Genomic DNA, 18,177 nt, shown 5'->3' with positions numbered 1-18,177 from the left:
TTAAACTTTTTTTAAATTGTATTCTTTATAAAATTATTGCCTTGATTTAATTTTTCTACTGCTTCTTCTTTTGAAGAATTTGTTAGCAACATGACAATAGCAAGTTTTACATTTTCATCTGCCTTTACAAAATAATCTGCGGCCGTTTCATAGTCACAATTCGTCGCTTCCATGATAATTCGTTTTGATCGTTCAACTAATTTTTCGTTTGTAGGTTTTACATCGACCATTAAATTGTTGTATACCTTGCCGATTCCAATCATTGAAATCGTCGACAACATATTTAAGATCAATTTTTGTGCTGTACCTGATTTTAATCGAGTAGATCCTGTTAAAAATTCTGGTCCTGCATCGACTTCGATTGGCATTTGAGCGTATTGACTGATTTCAGCTTCTTTATTACAAGATATCGACGCTGTAGCAGCACCAATTGAATCTGCATATATCAAAGCTCCGATTACATACGGTGTCCGACCACTGGCTGCGATTCCAATCACAACATCTTTGTCTGTCAACGCAAGGTCTACTAAGTCTTGTTGTCCTAACTCTCTAGAGTCTTCTGCGCCTTCAACCGCTACAGTCATAGCTTTTTGGCCACCAGCAATCAGGCCTTGGACCATAGATGCATCTACGCCAAATGTTGGTACACACTCTGCTGCATCAAGTACACCTAAACGTCCACTCGTTCCAGCACCCATATATATCAGACGGCCACCGTTATTAAAGGCTGCGATGATCGATTCTATCACTGGTTCGATTTGAGGAAGTGCTTCTTTTACTGCCAAAGCGACTTTCTGGTCTTCTTGATTCATTTTATCTAAGGCTTCTTTTATCGTTAGTTTATCCAAGTTCATAGTTTCCTGATTTCTACGTTCTGTAGTTAAGTTTTCTAAGTTCATTTTACAAAGTTCCCTTCTCTATTAAATTGAAGACTCTACCTGCGTTTATTAAATGAAGCAATGAGCAGTCTTCTGATACAATTTTTGCTGCAATATTAATTTTTTTATTCGCCGGTAAATCTTTTTTTGTTACTTGTATTTCGCCCATATATCTTCCGTAGTGAAGATTATCAATAGTCACACTGCCCTGATTTCGTTCTAATACTCTTTCCGGATCAACTGTTGGTATCTCTTTAAATCGCGCATCTGCACTACGAATTACATCACGTGCTTCATCTTGACGATTTTTGTGGACCCCTAGAATATGTGTGTAATAGCTACTGCCGATATCCGCTACTTCAAGTGACAGAATTTGATCACAACTATAGGCTTCAAATTGATGCATTGTACGCTTGGTAATCTCAGGATCACCCAGATAAACACCATCCACTTCATAATTTTCATTCAAATCCAAAGCTGCTGAAAACGGATTGTCATATCGATGCTTTTCTAGTGTTGGCAGACCTTCATATAATGGTCCTCTTAACTGCTGATTTCCTGGAACGAACGCAAATACCTGAAAACCTGATTGTTTTAGCCAACGATTTTTTTCTCGGAAAAATTGACTAGATAACCCAGTTTCGGGTCTCGGATAATAATTGTGCCAAGCTTCAAAATTTGTGAAATCGGCGTTGAAGGATTGCAATTCTTTCACATCTTCTACAGTGATTGTGCTAGCATTCAATCCAATTGTTAAATATTGAGAAGCCTTCGCAATCTCTTGGTTTGAAATAGCATAATCCATACGTAAACCAGTAACTCCTATAGATAAAATTTCATCCAGTCGTTCAAAAGAAAATCCCGCTCGATTTATTGCTTCACCTGAGATATCAACCATCAGTTTCATATCGGTATTTTGTGCAATTTGACCAAGTTCTTTTAATCTTTGAGCATATAACGCAGCATCATCTTCTGGGATATGTAGAGAAGTAAAAATTCCTTTAAAACCAATTTCGCTCATTTTTTCAATATATGTGCGTGTTTCATCTGTCATCTCTTCACTCAAAAAAATCGAAATGCCATACATTTTAGTCGCTCCTTCCTAATCCGCTTTCATTATAGATCATTTGAAATATTATTTCAACTTAAACATCATTTTTATTTTTAAAATGAAATTTTTTTTCATAAAGGAACAAAAAAAAGAGAAAACAATTTAATGTTTTCTACTCTTTTCAACTTAATTATGCTTTAGCAGTACCAACTTCATCTCCTGCTTTAACTTGTCCAGTACGGCTAAGATCAAAGCTTTTTACTGCATCCATATTCGTGATCACAACAACCATATCGATTGCTTTTCCTGCATTTTTAATAGCCTCTAAATCAACCGTCGCAATCAACGTTCCTTGAGATACTTTAGAACCTTCACTTACTTTTACCTCAAAAGGGGCTCCATTAAGTTCAACAGTATCGATTCCCATATGAAGTAAAATTTCAAGTCCATTTGCCATCTTCATCCCAACAGCATGCTTTGTTTGAAAAACACTTAATACAACGCCATCAATTGGTGAATAAATCTCGCCTGATTCTGGAATAACTGCAAAACCATCACCCATCATTTTTTGTGAAAAGACAGGATCATTGACTTCACTGATTGGAATTAAATTTCCTGTTGCTACTGCATACATTGTTTCGTTTAATTGAACTGGTTCTTTCTTTTTTAAAAATCCGAACATTTCTTTTCCCTCCAATTTTCATGAATAGTAACAGTATAGGAAATTCCACGGATAATTACAACACTCAATATGCTTGAATCTAAAATTTTCTTACACTTATCAAAAGTTAGTTGGTTTTTCTGACTGTAAAAGGTATACTATTATTGATTTATTATTTTATGCTGGAAAGGATTGAAGCTATGCTTTTATCAAATTTATGGAAAGCAATTATTTTAGGTATTATCGAGGGAGTAACAGAGTGGCTTCCAATTAGTAGTACTGGTCATTTAATTTTAGTCGATGAATTTATTAAAATGAACCTCAGCAAAGATTTTATGGAAATGTTTAATGTCGTGATCCAACTTGGTGCGATCATGGCTGTCGTTGTTCTTTATTTCCATAAGTTAAACCCTTTCTCACCACAAAAAAATGAAGTTGAGAAAAAAGATACTTGGATTCTATGGTCAAAAGTTGTTGTTGCGTGTGCTCCGGCTGCAATAATAGGAATCCCATTAGATGACTGGCTAGAAGCAAAATTTCATAATTTCTTTACCGTTGCTTTGATGCTGATCGTCTATGGAATTGCATTTGTAGTGATTGAAAAAAGAAATAGAGATCGCAACCCAAAATGCACAGATTTGAGAGACTTTACGTATAAAGCTGCAGCAATTGTAGGATTCTTTCAAGTCCTATCCTTGATTCCAGGTACCTCTCGCTCAGGAGCAACGATTCTTGGCGCTATTATTATCGGCGCATCGCGATTTGTAGCAACAGAATTTTCATTTTTCCTTGGTATTCCTGTCATGTTTGGAGCAAGTTTTCTAAAGATAGTGAAGTTTGTTATGAAAGGAAATTCATTTGGATTTAGTGAAATAGTTATCTTATTGACTGGTTCTATTGTGGCGTTTGTTGTCTCTATAATCGTCATCAAGTTCTTATTGAACTATCTAAAACGAAACGATTTCACTGTTTTTGGTTGGTACCGTATAATATTAGGTGTTTTACTTATCAGTTATTGGCTATTTTCATAATTCATATCAGAACCGATTGAATCGGTTCTTTTTTTATAGAAAAATGAGTAAATCAACTTAAACCAGTGATAATGATTATCACTCTTAATTAGAATAAGTATTCAAAAAACATAATCAAATTCCCTTTAAAATAAAGGATTTAACTAATTGATAATCACTATCGTTCTCATTTAGAATAATTCATTATCAATTATATTTATTTTATGCTATTCTCGTTATGAGGAGTGATAACCATGAAACTTTCAGAAGAAAAAAAAGCATTATTATCCACTATTTTATGTTTAATTTTTATGATCATCGGCTTTATCTTAGAAAAATCAGGAACAGTATTTTACCCAATCAGTTTTATTCTCGCTATCTTTTTTGGCGGCTTCAAGCAAACAAAGGAAGGCATAGTAGATACGTTTGAAAATAAGCATCTAAATGTCGATTTACTAATGGCTTTGGCAGCAATCGGAGCTTGTATCATTGGAAATTGGTTTGAAGGCGCAATGTTGACCTTCATTTTCTGTCTTAGTAGTGCACTGGAAGAATACACAACTAACAAAAGTAAAAAAGAAATCGCCAGTTTGATGAATATGCAGCCTGAAACAGCTCTTTTACTTGACGATCAAGGCAAAACAACAGACGTCACTGTTACTCAATTACAAATAGGTGATCGTTTGCTTGTACCAAAAGGTGCACGTATTCCAATCGATGGTATTTTGATTAAAGGGTCCTCAACTATTGATGAGGCAGCTATCACAGGGGAATCTGTTCCCGTTGAAAAAGGAATCAACGATGAATTATTTGGCGGAACAATTAATTTAGGTGAAGCGATCACGATGACCGTCAACAAAAATAGTGAAGATACATTATTTGCTAAAATTATACGTTTAGTAGAAGAAGCGCAAAATACACCATCACAAACAGCTAGTTTTATTGAAAAACTGGAAAATACCTATGTAAAAATCGTCTTAGTTGCAATTCCTATGATGATCATCATTCCGTTTGTATTTTTAGGCTGGTCATGGAATGAAAGCTTTTATAGAGGAATGGTATTATTAGTTGTTGCCTCACCTTGTGCTCTGGTTGCATCAGCCACGCCAGCAACACTAGCTGCCATTTCTAATGGCGCAAGAAATGGCGTACTATTCAAAGGTGGCGCTTATTTAGAAAACTTAGCTTCATTAAAAGCAATAGCTTTTGATAAAACGGGAACTCTGACTCTTGGTGTTCCTGTAGTCACAGATGCTATATTTTTAAAAAATAAGCAAGAAAGCCTAAATATATTGTTAGCAATGGAAAGACAATCCACCCACCCTTTAGCTCAGGCAATAATTACTCGATTTGAACATGAAAATACTGCTGTCTATGACCAAATCGAAGTGAAAAATATTATTGGTTTTGGAATGGAAACAACGATTGGTGCAACAACTTGGCGTGTCGGAAAAAGTGCATTCAATGAATATACAACGATAAGTAAAGAATTAGAAATTGAAATCGAGCAACTACAAAATGCTGGAAAAACGGTCATTTATCTATTTCAGGATCAAGAGATCGTCGCTTACTTTGGATTATTAGATGTTCCAAAACCTGAAGCTAAGGAAGTAATCACTTATTTTAAACAATCGGGTATTCATACCACAATGATTACTGGAGATCACGAGAAAACAGCTACGGCTGTAGCAGCTGAGCTTGAAGTGGATGATATTTATGCAGATTGTTTGCCTGAAGACAAAACAATTTTGGTCAAAAAACAAAAAGCGATGTACGGAATCAATGCGATGGTCGGAGATGGTATTAATGATGCGCCAGCCTTAGCGAATGCAGCTATTGGTGTTGCTATGGGCCAAGGCACCGATATAGCAATGGATGTAGCAGATATGGTCTTAATGAAAAATGACTTAAAAAAATTACAAATGAGTCACTTGCTTTCAAAAAAATTAAAACGAATCGTTACTCAAAACATTGCTTTTTCTGCTGGAGTCATTGCAATACTTATTCTCTCCAATTTTTTTCAAATTATTAATTTGCCTCTTGGCGTTGTAGGACACGAAGGAAGTACGATCTTTGTCATTTTAAATGGATTAAGAATGTTAAAAACAATTCCCATTGAAAAAAAATCTCTTCAACCATTTCATACACAAAAAACAGAATTAGTTTAATCAAAAAAGAGACTAGAATATAACTCTACGAGTTACATTCTAGCCTTAAGTAATCCAAATAAACGGTGGAGCAGAAACAATCTCTTTTTCTTAATCCCATTCCTCAAAAAACTCTGTCAAAAAAGACTCTAAAAACTCATGTCTTTTTTTACCTAAAACTTTAGCATAATCCGTATTGAGCGTCTCATTAAGCAAAAGAATTTTTTCATAAAAATGATTGATAATCGTACTTTCTTCTCTATACTCAGCTTTTGAGCCAAGTGTTCTAGGTTTGATTTTAGGATCATAGAGTTGATTTCCTTTAGATGCACCATAATAAATTGTTCGTGTAATACCAATAGCCCCCATAGCGTCTAAACGATCCGCATCTTGCACAATTTGACCTTCGATTGTAAGTTTTTCTGAGTTCCCATTAAGTGCTTGACTAAAAGAAAGATTCTTGATTATATGTGTGATTTGCTGGATTTGGATAGTTGAAAGTTGAATTTCTTTTAAAAATTCAGTTAGTTCTTGAAACGCTAGCTCAGAATCAGAAACCAATTTATCATCGACAGTATCGTGAAGATAAGCTGCTGCTGTAATAATAAAACGATCGCACGTTTCAGTAGCTGAAATTTTTTCCGCTAAGCGGACCACCCTATTTATATGATCCATGCCATGACCTGATTGATCTTTTTTCATTTTCGACTGTGCAAATTGTTTTATTGCTAGAATTTTTTGATTATCCATCTAATCCCTCCGACTGAGTATACAAGAACAACAGTAAATTCCTTTTTCGTTTAAAATTTGAAATACGAATAAAATAATGAGTGCATATAAGAAACTTCTTCACCTCTAACAATGATCAAGTCTTTCTGCTTCGATCTCTACACGCTTAACTATTTTTTATGACCAAACCACCGATTACATCAACAACCGATTCACTAGCATTTAATAATTCTTCTAGTTGATCATAGACATTTTTCCAGCGAATCACTTCAATCGGATTTTGCTCATTCGTAAATAAATCTTTGAGAGAATCACTATATAATTTATCAGCTTTCCCCTCTATTTCACTTACTTCATTTATCATCGTATGCAACGTTTTTGAATTTTTAAACTTTGCAAACTCTTTTGTTGCTGTTAATACGCCGGCCGTAGCTTCTACAGCGTACGTAATGAATATCATAGCATTATCCTTCAACTCTTTTACCACTAGGCTACTGAGTAAATAAACAATACTATTTATGGTATCAAGGACATCATCTAAACGTTGTGTAATTTTAACGATATCCTCTCGATCAATAGGCGTGATAAATGAAATATATAACTCACTCATAATTTTTTGAACAATTTGGTCTCCCTCACGTTCTAAGACATGAATTTTTTCTGCTTCATCTTCTAATGTTTCAAGCGAATAATTGAGTGCAATCAGCTCTAAAAGCTCTGCTGCTTGATGAGCACTTTTTGCTAAATGTTCCAATTCACTAAAGTAATCAAATTGTTTTTTTCTAGCCATTTTACTCTCTCCTTAAAATAGTGCTATAAATAATTTTGCCATAATAAAAGCAATGATCCCACAACCTGGAAACGTCAAGATCCAAGCAATCAGCATTTCTTTTACAATCCGCCAATCCACACTAGATACTCGTTTTGAAGCGCCTACACCCATGATCGCAGTTGTTTTGGTGTGCGTAGTAGAAACTGGAATACCGAAAAGGGACGCTGCAAATAAACAAACTGCTGTACTTAAATCGGCCGCAAATCCTTGATAGCGTTCTAATCTTACCATGTCCATCCCAACTGATTTAATAATTCTCATACCACCTACTGATGTGCCAAATCCCATTGTAACAGAACAAAGAACCATGACCCAAATCGGGATAATAAATCCTGAACCAGACTTTTCCGCCAGATTATTATAGTATAGACCTAGCATAAATACACCCATGAATTTTTGACCATCTTGAGCGCCATGTAAAAAAGCATTTGCAGCTGCACCGATCGCTTGTCCATAAGTGAAGACTTTATTTGCTGTTCTTCTCGCTACTCCTTTGAAAAGGATTACAATTAGCTTTGTAACAATAAAACCGCCACCAAAGCCCATAACTGTGGAGACAATTAAGCCTATAAGCACTTTCGCCCATTCAGAACCATTTACTGCGCCAATGCCACCTAAGGCCATTGCAGAACCGGTCAAACCAGCAATCAGCGCATGACTTTCACTCGTTGGAATGCCAAAATACCACGCCGCCACAGACCACACGACAATCGAAAATAAAGACGCTGCTAAAGCGACCTGCGATGCATTTCCCTGTGCATCAAAACTAACAATGTTACTGATTGTTTCGGCAACTTGTGCATTAAAATATGTCATTACTAATGCACCAAAGAAGTTCATTACAACAGCCATCCAAATCGCAACATTTGGTTTTAAGACACGAGTAGAGACAGCGGTTGCAATAGCATTTGGTGCATCTGTCCAACCATTAACAAAAATAACGCCCATCACAAGAGTAATTGTTGTAATTAGAGCAATATTCATAGTAACACCACCATTTCATTTTTCCCCTGTCATAATAACATATTTTTTATAAAATGTATCTGTTTTTTCTTGTCACACTTAAATTCAAACTAATTTCCAATTGATGAAATCAATATTTTTTACTGTTAAGGAAAAAAACTTGTCATCTTTTATTGCAATGCCTGTTTGGATTAGGTATAATGATTAGTGTTGAATTACATATGGATTTTCCTGTGTAAGACCTTAATTTATCGGAGGTGAAAGAAATGCCAAATATTGAATCTGCAATTAAACGTGTACGTACTAACGCTAATAAGAATGCTCAAAATTCATCTCAAAAAAATGCAATGCGTACAGCTATCAAGAAATTTGAAGATGCTGTAGCTGCTGGTGCTGACAACGTTGATGCGTTATATACAGAAGCTATTAAAGCTGTTGATATGGCTGAAACAAAAGGATTAATCCATAAAAACAAAGCAGGCCGTGACAAATCACGTCTAAGCAAACAATTAGCAAAATAATGATATTGTAGAAGCTAACCTCGTGTTAGCTTCTTTTTTATGGTAAAAAAGTATGGAATTAAATTCGCTTCAAGTTTAATTCCATACTTTCTATTTATTTTAGTTGAACCTCACTATCTTTACGATCGATCTAACTCTTATATTCAACAAACTTTCTTCTTTCAACTAAATAAAAGGCGCTAACGATTTAGATAATCATATTCTATGTCCATTTTAATTTTTTGCCCAGCTTAAAGCAGCTATAGACCTTCTTGACATCAGCTATATTTCTTGAGTGTATCATAGCAATCGATCATATATATTCTTAAACTATCTGTTCACTTGTCCAGATAGTTTAAGAATAAACAATTCAAACAACAGCTCTTTGTCCATCTTACCCGTTTTCATTTTAAAATCATTCTCCACTAGTTCATCATAAATAGCTTCCAAACGGTCCAACTCAAATCGACGGACTTGCTGCAAAGCTAGTTTTACACGATAGGGATGAATTTTTAGCGTTTCGGCAATATTCGCTTGTTGATAACCTAATTTTGCTAAGATTTTTGTTTGTAAGAATAAGCGAATTTGATTTAACAAAATCGCATTTAATTTAATCGTTTCTTCCCCTTGAAGTAATAAGTCTTCATACAACTGAATTGCTTTTTCCCCGTTACCAGACAAAACATCATTGGTCAGATCAAATACGTTATGTTCTAATGATTTTGGGACAAGTTCTTTGACGCCGATTAACGAGATTATCTTTTTGTCAGAAGAATACAAAAATAATTTTTGTAGTTCTCCCATCGCTTTCGATAAATTCAAATCTGTCAGCTGTAACAATAAATCAAATGCTTCTGGGCGAATCTCATACCCTTCACTTTGAATCGTCTGTTCCACATATTGCCTTACTTCACGTTCTCCCATTGGATTAACGTCAATGACTTCAGCTTTCTTTTTTATTGCTTTTGTTACTTTTTTTCGTTCATCTAATTTTTCAACATTTGCACTAAATACTAAAATAGTCGTCGGTGAAGGTTGCTCCAAATAGTTTATTAAACTATCGATATCATGATCCAATCCATTCGTTTTTCTTTCTGCTGTTAAAAAATAAGGATTTTCGATAAAAACTAATCGATAATCACCAAAAAAAGGAATCGTTTCAGCTTCTTCCATTGCTACAGAAAGTGGTACTTCTTCCATATCAAATGAAGAATAATTAAATTGATCATCTTCTGTTTTGATCAATTGATTCATTAATTCTGTTTTAAATAACTCACTTAAATATTCTTCTGTTCCTTGAATTAAATAAACAGAAGCAAAATGCTGTTGTCTCACCTGTTTTAATGCCTCTTGTAAGTTCATAAATTCCCTCATTTCTCTTTTCCATCCTATCATGGCAATTCAAGAAATGCTAGTCTTATTCCATGACTGTTCTAGCTGGAGACATTCTTGAAAATGGTGTCCATTCATAATAAATCATTCCGTTTTTATCTGTTTGGAACTGGGTTATCTGCTCTTGGTTTAATACCTCAACGGTTTCTGTATGAGGATGGTTGAATCGATTATTACGCCCACAAGAAATAATTCCGTCCTCGAGGCCAATTTTTCGGATAAACAAAGGATCAGATGATGTCTTACTTCCGTGATGACCCACTTTTAGTACATCTACTTTCAGTGTTGGAAAGTGTCTTATTAATTGCTGTTCGCCTTCTTTTTCCAAATCACCTGTAAATAAGAAACGTCGATCAGAAACTTTTGTATAAACCACCATCGAGTCTTTATTTTCCCCAACTCCTGAGACGATTGGAGCCAGTATTTTCAAAGAAATCGAACGACTGATTGATGCACCAGCTAAGATTGGATAAATTTTTGTCCCTTTCAATTTTAACTGCTCTAGTATCTGTTGAAAAGCGAGTTTATTTTCTGTTCCTACAGGAAAGTACAATGAACGAATCGGTATCTTTTCATTGATTGCAAGCAAATCACCGCAATGATCCATATCCCCATGACTGATCAAAACTTTATCAAGATACTTTACCCCTTTGCTTTTTAAATAAGGAATTACCGAGTAGTCTGCATTAGCTGATTGTTTTGCCTTAACAGCCCATTTTTCTTTTTCGAACTCGATCTTCCCACCAGTATCGATCAAAATATTCTCTTTATGAAATGGTGTTTGAATAAAAATGCTGTCCCCTTGCCCAACATCGATAAAAGCAATCGTCCCTTTGGGAGAAAAATATTTATTGTTCATCATCAACAGTAATCCTGCACCTATCAAATAGGCTTTTTTTGAACGTGTGTACATCATATGAAGTAATGAAAAAAGTAAGAGACACATGAACAAAAAAAGAACTGGTGGAAAAACTCCTGTAATCAATGTGAACGTACTATAACGACTGAACCACTCAAATATTGATTGCTGAATCACAAAATATATTTCTAAACCATCTATCAATAGTTGGATCTTGCAGAGAAATGAACTTAACAAACTAATGGTTAATACAGGTAAGATTGCTCGCTCAAAAATCGGCAATAACAAAAATGTAAAAAGACTACTTGTTAATTGCCATTCAAAAAATGTTAGCCCAATCAACGGAATCATCGTAATATTCAATAATAGAGAAAAACAATACATTCGAATATACTGATTGCTGATTCTTTCTAGAATAGGATGGACATACAAAATAAAAAAAGATAAACCGTAACTTAACTGACCACCTGCAGAAAATAACAAGTAAGGTTGGAAAATTAAGCCACCTATCAATGATAAACTCCAACAATCCAACCCCGATAAACGCCATTTAAATTCGCGATTACTAAGTGAAATCATACTTTGCAATAATGCCCGAACAACACTGATGGAAAAACCAGTTAATCCTGCATAAACAATTGAAAACAACAGCTGCAACCAAAATAATTTTTCTATTGTGATACCACATCTTAAAAATAAATACCTAAAACTTCCAACAAAAAACGTCACATGCATTCCAGATAAACTGAATAAATGAAGAATACCTAAGTTTGCTAATACACTTTCTTTTTTAGCAAACTCATTGGATTTAAACCCAAAAATCAACGTTTTAAGATGCAAAGCTGTTTCTTTCAAAAATACATTGTCACAATAATCAATCGCTCTTTTTCTAAAACTACTAAAAAAAGCTAAAACATCGTACCATTTTGGACTTTCTCTTTCGATTTTATGAATATTACTGACCGATAAGGTTTGATATATTCCATTTTCTTTCAAATACTTTCGATAATCAAATCCATTGAGATTGGTTTGTGGTAATGGTGTCTCAAATTCACCGACAAGTTTCATTCTTAAAGGTAGATTCTCTTCTTGCCAGTTTTGTTTTTCCTGTTCTGATGTAATTTTGTAAAAGGCTATTATTTTTTGTTTTTGTTTTTTACGCGTAGAAAAATGACCTTCCAATTGAAGACGATCACCATCGATTTTAATCTTATCCGGTAATACAGATAAATAACCTGTCATTTCAATTGATTCCACAAACTTTTCTTGTTTTTCTCTGTTTAAGGTCTGCCAACAAGAAATTGTCAGAATGAACATGCACAAAAAACTTACGCCAATAATCATTTTATTTCGTGTGTAAAGCACTCGACTGATAAGATAGAACCAAACCATACCTGTTAATAAGCTTGGTTCTAAAATTAAAAAAACCGTTCCTATAGTTAATAATACTGGAAAAATCCAGTAATTATTGATCTGTTTGAGGTGCTTCTTCCACTGAAGCAGTCTCATCTTCTCCTAATTGTAATTCAGCAAAGTATTTCTTCGATAGTGTTACTTGATCTACAGTTGCACCAACTTGTTTGATCAATGCCATAGCATATTCGTCATTTCGGTAGTCTTTTAAATAATGGATCTTTTTGATTCCTGCTTGTAAAATCATCTTTGTGCATTGCAAACAAGGAAAATGAGTCACATAAATTTCAGCTTCATCTGTCGGAATACCAAACTTAGCACATTGCAAAATGGCATTCATTTCAGCATGGATCGTTCGAACACAGTGACCCTCAACCATATAACAACCGTCATCAATACAATGAGTATCGCCACTAACTGATCCATTGTATCCACCAGCTATTATGCGTTTGTCTCTGACTACAGTTGCACCAACTTCTAGACGTGTACAAGTACTTCTTAATGATAATAAGACACTTTGTGCCATAAAGTATTGATCCCAAGGAATTCGTTCTAATGTCATATTCTGCTCCTTTTTTTAACTTGTTATTGTTAAATCTATTTTTGCTGAGTTTAAATTATGAATAGGATATACAAATAGTAAATTATAGAAAAAGTCCCGTCAAGAACCTGCACAAAATATTTTGAAAATAGTTGTTTTTTTTTCACTTAAGTAAAATTTTTTAAGAAGTGATTAACTCTTTTAATTTCTCGAATGTTTTCTCACCAAAACCTGAAATATTCTTTAAATCTTCAATGGTTTTAAACCCGCCATTTTCTTCCCTATAACGAATGATTTCTTGTGCTTTCTTTTGACCAACGCCAGGTAAAGTTTGTAATTCGGTCTCACTAGCTTGATTTAGATTGATTTTACTTGTATCTTTACTTTGGCTCTCTTGTGACTCACTATTTTTCTCAGATATTTGAATTTCTTCACCTATTTTTGGTACATAAATGACCATTTGATCTGAAATTCGCTCAGAGAAATTGACTTGTTTTGTATCTGCCACATCACTAACACCTCCAGCAAGCATCACAGCGTCCCAGACACGCATGTTCGTTGTCCCTTCATACATTCCTGGTTTTTCCACAGCTCCCTTTATATCTACGTATATTTGCTGAGAAGACGATTCTATCTCACTTGACTGGGATGAATGGACTGAGCTCATCATCAACTCGTCATCTGGTAGTTTATCAGGTGCAGCTTTAAAAAAAGTAAAGAGTATGATACTACCAATAATTATCAGCAGAATAATGCAGCCGATGATATATTGCTTGTATTTCTGTAACAACATACGATATCCCATGATTTTCCCCCTTCTAAATAAAGATACGCATTCTTTTTATTTTTTCATGTTAGAAAATATGAAAGTTCATTCGTCGAAAAATTATAGTTTTTAAGAACTTTTAGTAGTTTGTCCCACTGAATCTGCCTGATATGAAGTTCATTTGACTTTTACACTAAAATAAAAAAAGCCTAGGACATAACTCTACGAGTTATACCCTAGACTTAAGGAATCCGAATAAACGGTAGCAGAAAAAACTCTTTCTGTCCCAACTTTCCTTTTTTATTTTTCTTTCAACGCATCAAGATAATCTAATGCATCCTGCACGTTCTTTACAGGTACGATTTTCATTTTAGTTCCAATTTTTTCAGCAGCAGCTTTTGCTTCTTCGTAGTTGGTTTTGATTCCTGGCTCAGCTTTTTTCATTTCTTTCGTGATTTCATCATCAGGAGCAAAGAAAATTTCCATTTCATTTTTGCTAGCAGTCACAACCTTTTTGTCGATACCACCGATTCGTCCAACCACTCCTTGAGTATTGATCGTTCCTGTCCCAGCAATTTTATGTCCTTTGCGGATTTCTTTTTGTGTTAATTGTTCATACGTCTCCAAGGTAAACATCAGACCTGCTGAAGGTCCTCCAATATTTCCTGCATCGATTTCAACAGGAATTGAAGATTCAATTTCAGTATGATCTGTCAGGCCAATTCCGATCCCTGCTTTTTTATCTGTTGGCAATTCGATCAATTTACCTTCCGCCTCTTTAGATTTACCATCTTGTAAATAGCTTACAGTGACGTTTTGTCCGACTTTTTGTTTTTTTACATAGTCGACAAATTCTTCACTACTTTTAAATGTTTTTCCGTCGATTCCTGTCACAGTATCTCCAACAGAAATTTTCCCTTTAAAACTAGAATTATCTTCAATTGCTAAAACGTAGACACCTTTAAAAATCATTTTATATGGAACATCAGCAAGTTTTAACGCTTGCTCAATTGCAGCATTTTTTGACGAATCCATATAATATTGCTGAATTCGATCGTATTCACTGCTGGTACTTGATCCCATCAGCTCTTCTTTACTAACTAATTCTTGAAAATCAGAGAATTTTGCTTTTAATGCTGAGCCTAATGTTGCTTTACGAACCCCAACTGTTGTTAAATAGAAAGCACCTGGTTCGGCATCTTTTTTATTATTCACTGTCACAAAATCTTTTAAATTTTCGGTTGTTCCTGGGCCTTCAATGTAATAAGGTATGGGAAAAATCATTATAACAATTAATAAAATAACTATTATGAAAGGGAGCATCGACTTGATTGATCGTTTTTCTTCATGTTTATTCTTCATTTAGTTTCATCTCACGATTCTTTTGATTTAGTGCTTGATTAATAGAGTCAGGTAAATACATAGAAACATCTCCACCAAATCTAAGTACTTCCTTTAATAGACTTGAACTGATGTGGGCATACGCTTCATCGGCTAGTAGAAAAACAGTCTCTAAATCAGGTGCTAAATGGTGATTCATTCTAGCAATATCTTTTTCATACTCATAATCTTTTACATTTCTTATTCCTCGAATTAAAAAGGTTGCACCTAATTCTGCTGCACCCTCAACAGTGAGTTTCGTTTCTTGAATGATTACTTCCACATTCTCTAAATGGGCAACTGCTGCTTTAATTAAAACAAGTTTTTCCTCTAAGGTAAAAAGTGCCGTTTTGTTTGTGTTCACAAAGACTCCCACAATGACTTTATCAAACATTTTTGTGCTGCGTTCTATCATATTTAGATGGCCATTTGTCAACGGATCGAAACTGCCAGGAAAAAGAGCAATTTTAGTCATCATGTACCTCCCGTTTATAAATCGTTATTTGAGTGATACCATAAGTTGTTTCGCGCGTTTTTGCATATGTACCGATCGTTTCAGGAAGTACGACAGATTTATCCGTCTCACAAACAACGACGCCATCTTCACTTAGTAAATTATAGTCAAGCATTAGTTCTATTTGTTTTTCGATTTCCTGTTTAGCATACGGTGGATCAAGTAAAACCAAATCGATTGTTATTTTTTCTTCTTTTAAAAATGCCAACGCTTTATTGGCGTCCATTTTCTTGATTATAAACTTGGAAGATTCTTTTGTTACTTCAATATTTTCTTTGATGATTTTAACAGCAGAGAAATTTTTTTCAATACAAATCCCAATATCCATTCCTCTTGAGACTGCTTCAATTGCGAGACCTCCACTACCTGCATATAAATCTAATACTGTACCTCCATCAAAATACGGACCGATCATATTAAAAATCGATTCTTTTACCTTATCCGTTGTAGGACGTGTATTGTCACCATCCAATGCCTTTAAACGGCGTCCGCCATATTCTCCAGAAATAACCCGCATCTTTTAACGCTCCTTTACTTAATCGACTACTATACTTTAATAGTATAGTAATTATACAGAAAAAAGATGAAAAATGTTTGACGTTCTTTCACATTTTTCATCTCAATTTTTACACATTTTCAGCTAAACGAATTTGAGTACTTAATTCTTCCACTTCAAATCCTTCTTCTTTCTTATACTGATAAGCAGCTTTTGTGCCAATTTTTTCAGCAAAATTCATCTCTACATCCGGACGGTAAGAACGTTCTACTTTACGAACAAAATGCAGACCATTGATTTTAGCTTCTGAACTTTCGATATCTTCTTCATTCATATAAATGACAACATACTTCATTCTGCGTGATACATAGTGGATCAACCCAAAGCGCTTCAGCGTTTTTAATTGCTTTAAACTGTACACAAAAACAACTAAACAACGTCGTTTTTGAATAGTAAATTCTTTTTCTTCTTTAACTTGCATGACAATTACCCCCACAACCCGAGTGTTTTCCTTTTTCAAAAAAGGGATTTCCAGCATCTACTTTAATATCGTCTGAAATTGTTTTTGCTACTGCCATACCTACTAAATCTAAGATCGTTTGGACACCTGTCTCAGAAAAACGAAATTCTGCGACTTCTTCGCTCATATCCAAAGCTCGCTTTGCTTGACGAACGGCACGTTGTTTAGTCCGAAAATCTGGTGCATGATTCCCATAGGCTTCGATTCGCTCAAATGAATCTTTTGCGTCTAAAAATGCCTTTTGTTTGTCTCGAACATCTTTTGATCCGTACATTGTTTGACGATTTATTTTATAAGATTCAATGCTTTCACTTGTCAAAATGGCTTGAACAAGTTTTTCTGTTTGATCTTCTATTTCAAAAAGTTTTTCTGTTACTATCATCCTTATTCACTTTCCTCTGTTTGTGATATTTCTTTTTCTGATTCTTGTAATAAGACTAACATACTTGCTTTAGAGAAAGCAACGCCTATGTTTTCGTTTTCTTGATGTGCGAAACGAGAATAATACAGTGAATCAGAAAACCAAGAAAGCACAGTGAACGTTGAGTCATAAACCGGTTCTGTATACATACCCGTTGCTTTTTTCTTGTCTAATTGAGCAATTTTCAATAATTTTTGATATTCATCATTTGTGAGTGTAAAACTAGCAGTTGCCATCATTTGTTCTTTGCTATACTGCCAAATTTCTGCTCTTTCAAGCGAAAAAATATTTTTTTGATTTTTATTTAAAGTATCAAATAGTTTTTGAGCATTTTTTTGACTTTCAGTATTCACACGATAACTAGGTAAATCTTCCTCAAGTTTCAGCAAATTGATCGTTCTGATTATTTGATTGCTTCTAATAGCATCAAATCCAGAGGTCTGTTCTGTTATAAAGAAAGGCACAACTTCTCCTTCAATCAATTGATAAGGCATTAATGTCAATAATGTTTTTTTGTCTAAATACGTAACAGCTGAAAGTTTACCTGTACCATGATTGAAAAATAAAATAGCAAATGTTTTGTTATCAAAAGCAATCAATGGTCGATAATTCATATCTTCTTCCATCAGTTCCACATCATAGTTGCTTTCTTTGTATGTAAACGCAAAATTTGAATATATTGTCATCAGTTCTGAAACATCAGATAACTTCATACCAATTGAGAATGGTTTTGTTTCTTTTGAATCGTTGAATGCTTTAATTGCAGAAATTTTTTCGTTTTGGACATTCATTTCTAGATAATCTGCATCTTTTTCGCCATAGATCCATAGCTCATATCCCATAGCTGTGTTCAGTTTTTCAATTGGTTCACCAAACACTTTTACAAAGTCATCTGTTTTTTCACCTATGTAAGCAGCATAACCAGATGTGGAAATTTCCTCATATGGTAAAGCAGTATGGGAGATATCTTGTCTCCCACTTTCTGCTTTTTGCTGCATTTTTTCAGCGGGGAAAAAGACTGGCTGCAAGTATCCGCCTATCAGGACTACCAAGAAAACGCCTACGAAAGCTAAAAATCGTTTCATCTTTTCCCCCACTTTTCGT

Annotated in this window: 19 protein-coding genes; 3 read left to right on the top strand and 16 right to left on the bottom strand. The window is 34.6% G+C overall.

The features are described 5' to 3' along the window. Nucleotides 1–11: 11 nt before the first annotated feature. The 3 genes from murQ to IGI43_RS00240 form a co-directional block, all read right to left on the bottom strand. Nucleotides 12–899 (bottom strand): N-acetylmuramic acid 6-phosphate etherase, encoded by an 888-nt coding sequence (gene murQ, locus IGI43_RS00250; RefSeq protein ID WP_438755794.1) that lies wholly within the window; start codon nt 897–899, stop codon nt 12–14. A 1-nt stretch (nt 900) separates the two neighbouring features. Continuing rightward, nucleotides 901–1,965: a DUF871 domain-containing protein gene (locus IGI43_RS00245; RefSeq protein ID WP_438755793.1), complete on the bottom strand. Its 1,065-nt coding sequence runs from the start codon at nt 1,963–1,965 to the stop codon at nt 901–903. Between the two features lie 154 nt (nt 1,966–2,119). After that, nucleotides 2,120–2,611 carry a PTS sugar transporter subunit IIA gene (locus IGI43_RS00240; protein ID WP_438755792.1) on the bottom strand — a complete coding sequence of 164 codons (492 nt, stop codon included), beginning with the start codon at nt 2,609–2,611 and terminating at the stop codon, nt 2,120–2,122. Between the two features lie 179 nt (nt 2,612–2,790). Between IGI43_RS00240 and IGI43_RS00235 the strand changes: the two genes are divergently transcribed. Together IGI43_RS00235 and IGI43_RS00230 are read left to right on the top strand one after the other, a co-directional pair. Further along, nucleotides 2,791–3,621, top strand: a complete 831-nt coding sequence (locus IGI43_RS00235; protein ID WP_438755791.1) for an undecaprenyl-diphosphate phosphatase — start codon at nt 2,791–2,793, stop codon at nt 3,619–3,621. Between the two features lie 233 nt (nt 3,622–3,854). Then, nucleotides 3,855–5,768 carry a heavy metal translocating P-type ATPase gene (locus tag IGI43_RS00230; protein ID WP_438755790.1) on the top strand — a complete coding sequence of 638 codons (1,914 nt, stop codon included), beginning with the start codon at nt 3,855–3,857 and terminating at the stop codon, nt 5,766–5,768. Nucleotides 5,769–5,858: 90 nt separating this feature from the next. Here the strand turns inward: IGI43_RS00230 and IGI43_RS00225 are convergent, their stop codons facing one another. The 3 genes from IGI43_RS00225 to IGI43_RS00215 all read right to left on the bottom strand — a co-directional run bounded on the left by IGI43_RS00225 (nt 5,859) and on the right by IGI43_RS00215 (nt 8,292). Continuing rightward, nucleotides 5,859–6,497, bottom strand: coding sequence for an HD domain-containing protein (locus IGI43_RS00225; RefSeq protein ID WP_438755789.1), 639 nt, complete (start codon nt 6,495–6,497; stop codon nt 5,859–5,861). 145 nt (nt 6,498–6,642) lie between these two features. Further along, a complete protein-coding gene (locus IGI43_RS00220) occupies nt 6,643–7,266 on the bottom strand; it encodes a DUF47 domain-containing protein (RefSeq protein ID WP_438755788.1) in 624 nt (207 codons plus the stop codon). Nucleotides 7,267–7,278: 12 nt separating this feature from the next. After that, nucleotides 7,279–8,292, bottom strand: coding sequence for an inorganic phosphate transporter (locus tag IGI43_RS00215; RefSeq protein ID WP_438755787.1), 1,014 nt, complete (start codon nt 8,290–8,292; stop codon nt 7,279–7,281). A 245-nt stretch (nt 8,293–8,537) separates the two neighbouring features. Here IGI43_RS00215 and rpsT point away from each other — a divergent pair, with 245 nt between their 5' ends. Beyond that, nucleotides 8,538–8,792 carry a 30S ribosomal protein S20 gene (gene rpsT / locus IGI43_RS00210; RefSeq protein WP_438755786.1) on the top strand — a complete coding sequence of 85 codons (255 nt, stop codon included), beginning with the start codon at nt 8,538–8,540 and terminating at the stop codon, nt 8,790–8,792. A 309-nt stretch (nt 8,793–9,101) separates the two neighbouring features. Here rpsT and holA read toward each other — a convergent pair whose 3' ends face one another. The 10 genes from holA to IGI43_RS00160 all read right to left on the bottom strand — a co-directional run bounded on the left by holA (nt 9,102) and on the right by IGI43_RS00160 (nt 18,158). Beyond that, nucleotides 9,102–10,133, bottom strand: a complete 1,032-nt coding sequence (holA, locus tag IGI43_RS00205; RefSeq protein WP_438755785.1) for a DNA polymerase III subunit delta — start codon at nt 10,131–10,133, stop codon at nt 9,102–9,104. A 55-nt stretch (nt 10,134–10,188) separates the two neighbouring features. After that, nucleotides 10,189–12,531, bottom strand: a complete 2,343-nt coding sequence (locus IGI43_RS00200) for a DNA internalization-related competence protein ComEC/Rec2 (RefSeq protein ID WP_438755784.1) — start codon at nt 12,529–12,531, stop codon at nt 10,189–10,191. Further along, complete coding sequence (locus IGI43_RS00195; protein ID WP_438755783.1) at nt 12,488–12,997, bottom strand: ComE operon protein 2; 510 nt, start codon at nt 12,995–12,997, stop codon at nt 12,488–12,490. Before IGI43_RS00195 ends, IGI43_RS00200 begins: the two co-directional genes overlap by 44 nt. Before the next feature lie 160 nt (nt 12,998–13,157). Then, complete coding sequence (locus tag IGI43_RS00190; protein WP_438755782.1) at nt 13,158–13,781, bottom strand: helix-hairpin-helix domain-containing protein; 624 nt, start codon at nt 13,779–13,781, stop codon at nt 13,158–13,160. 261 nt (nt 13,782–14,042) lie between these two features. Further along, the gene (locus IGI43_RS00185) at nt 14,043–15,104 is read right to left on the bottom strand and encodes a SepM family pheromone-processing serine protease (protein WP_438755781.1); all 1,062 of its coding nucleotides are present in this window, start codon (nt 15,102–15,104) and stop codon (nt 14,043–14,045) included. After that, nucleotides 15,094–15,597 (bottom strand): pantetheine-phosphate adenylyltransferase, encoded by a 504-nt coding sequence (gene coaD, locus IGI43_RS00180; RefSeq protein ID WP_438755780.1) that lies wholly within the window; start codon nt 15,595–15,597, stop codon nt 15,094–15,096. The genes IGI43_RS00185 and coaD overlap by 11 nt, the downstream gene beginning before the upstream one ends. After that, nucleotides 15,590–16,153: a 16S rRNA (guanine(966)-N(2))-methyltransferase RsmD gene (rsmD, locus tag IGI43_RS00175; RefSeq protein WP_438755778.1), complete on the bottom strand. Its 564-nt coding sequence runs from the start codon at nt 16,151–16,153 to the stop codon at nt 15,590–15,592. The genes coaD and rsmD overlap by 8 nt, the downstream gene beginning before the upstream one ends. Before the next feature lie 109 nt (nt 16,154–16,262). Beyond that, the gene (locus IGI43_RS00170) at nt 16,263–16,613 is read right to left on the bottom strand and encodes a YlbG family protein (protein WP_438755777.1); all 351 of its coding nucleotides are present in this window, start codon (nt 16,611–16,613) and stop codon (nt 16,263–16,265) included. Further along, nucleotides 16,603–17,034 (bottom strand): YlbF family regulator, encoded by a 432-nt coding sequence (locus tag IGI43_RS00165; RefSeq protein WP_438755776.1) that lies wholly within the window; start codon nt 17,032–17,034, stop codon nt 16,603–16,605. The genes IGI43_RS00170 and IGI43_RS00165 overlap by 11 nt, the downstream gene beginning before the upstream one ends. Before the next feature lie 2 nt (nt 17,035–17,036). Then, nucleotides 17,037–18,158, bottom strand: a complete 1,122-nt coding sequence (locus IGI43_RS00160) for a CAP-associated domain-containing protein (RefSeq protein WP_438755775.1) — start codon at nt 18,156–18,158, stop codon at nt 17,037–17,039. Between the last annotated feature and the right edge of the window lie 19 nt (nt 18,159–18,177).

It is taken from the genome of Enterococcus sp. AZ126 (assembly GCF_051714545.1).
Lineage (GTDB): Bacteria > Bacillota > Bacilli > Lactobacillales > Enterococcaceae > Enterococcus_L.
This window is presented reverse-complemented; position numbering and strand designations above follow the sequence as displayed.

Excerpts from the sequence above, each read along its gene's own strand:
- IGI43_RS00195 (WP_438755783.1), bottom strand. The coding sequence starts at position 12,997 with ATGACATTAGAACGAATTCCTTGGGATCAATACTTTATGGCACAAAGT.
- IGI43_RS00190 (WP_438755782.1), bottom strand. The coding sequence starts at position 13,781 with ATGGGATATCGTATGTTGTTACAGAAATACAAGCAATATATCATCGGC.
- IGI43_RS00240 (WP_438755792.1), bottom strand. The coding sequence starts at position 2,611 with ATGTTCGGATTTTTAAAAAAGAAAGAACCAGTTCAATTAAACGAAACA.
- IGI43_RS00170 (WP_438755777.1), bottom strand. The coding sequence starts at position 16,613 with ATGCAAGTTAAAGAAGAAAAAGAATTTACTATTCAAAAACGACGTTGT.
- coaD (WP_438755780.1), bottom strand. The coding sequence starts at position 15,597 with ATGACTAAAATTGCTCTTTTTCCTGGCAGTTTCGATCCGTTGACAAAT.
- IGI43_RS00165 (WP_438755776.1), bottom strand. The coding sequence starts at position 17,034 with ATGATAGTAACAGAAAAACTTTTTGAAATAGAAGATCAAACAGAAAAA.
- IGI43_RS00235 (WP_438755791.1), top strand. The coding sequence starts at position 2,791 with ATGCTTTTATCAAATTTATGGAAAGCAATTATTTTAGGTATTATCGAG.
- IGI43_RS00160 (WP_438755775.1), bottom strand. The coding sequence starts at position 18,158 with ATGAAACGATTTTTAGCTTTCGTAGGCGTTTTCTTGGTAGTCCTGATA.
- rsmD (WP_438755778.1), bottom strand. The coding sequence starts at position 16,153 with ATGCGGGTTATTTCTGGAGAATATGGCGGACGCCGTTTAAAGGCATTG.
- IGI43_RS00200 (WP_438755784.1), bottom strand. The coding sequence starts at position 12,531 with ATGAGACTGCTTCAGTGGAAGAAGCACCTCAAACAGATCAATAATTAC.
- IGI43_RS00225 (WP_438755789.1), bottom strand. The coding sequence starts at position 6,497 with ATGGATAATCAAAAAATTCTAGCAATAAAACAATTTGCACAGTCGAAA.
- rpsT (WP_438755786.1), top strand. The coding sequence starts at position 8,538 with ATGCCAAATATTGAATCTGCAATTAAACGTGTACGTACTAACGCTAAT.
- IGI43_RS00185 (WP_438755781.1), bottom strand. The coding sequence starts at position 15,104 with ATGAAGAATAAACATGAAGAAAAACGATCAATCAAGTCGATGCTCCCT.
- IGI43_RS00230 (WP_438755790.1), top strand. The coding sequence starts at position 3,855 with ATGAAACTTTCAGAAGAAAAAAAAGCATTATTATCCACTATTTTATGT.
- IGI43_RS00220 (WP_438755788.1), bottom strand. The coding sequence starts at position 7,266 with ATGGCTAGAAAAAAACAATTTGATTACTTTAGTGAATTGGAACATTTA.
- murQ (WP_438755794.1), bottom strand. The coding sequence starts at position 899 with ATGAACTTAGAAAACTTAACTACAGAACGTAGAAATCAGGAAACTATG.
- holA (WP_438755785.1), bottom strand. The coding sequence starts at position 10,133 with ATGAACTTACAAGAGGCATTAAAACAGGTGAGACAACAGCATTTTGCT.
- IGI43_RS00245 (WP_438755793.1), bottom strand. The coding sequence starts at position 1,965 with ATGTATGGCATTTCGATTTTTTTGAGTGAAGAGATGACAGATGAAACA.
- IGI43_RS00215 (WP_438755787.1), bottom strand. The coding sequence starts at position 8,292 with ATGAATATTGCTCTAATTACAACAATTACTCTTGTGATGGGCGTTATT.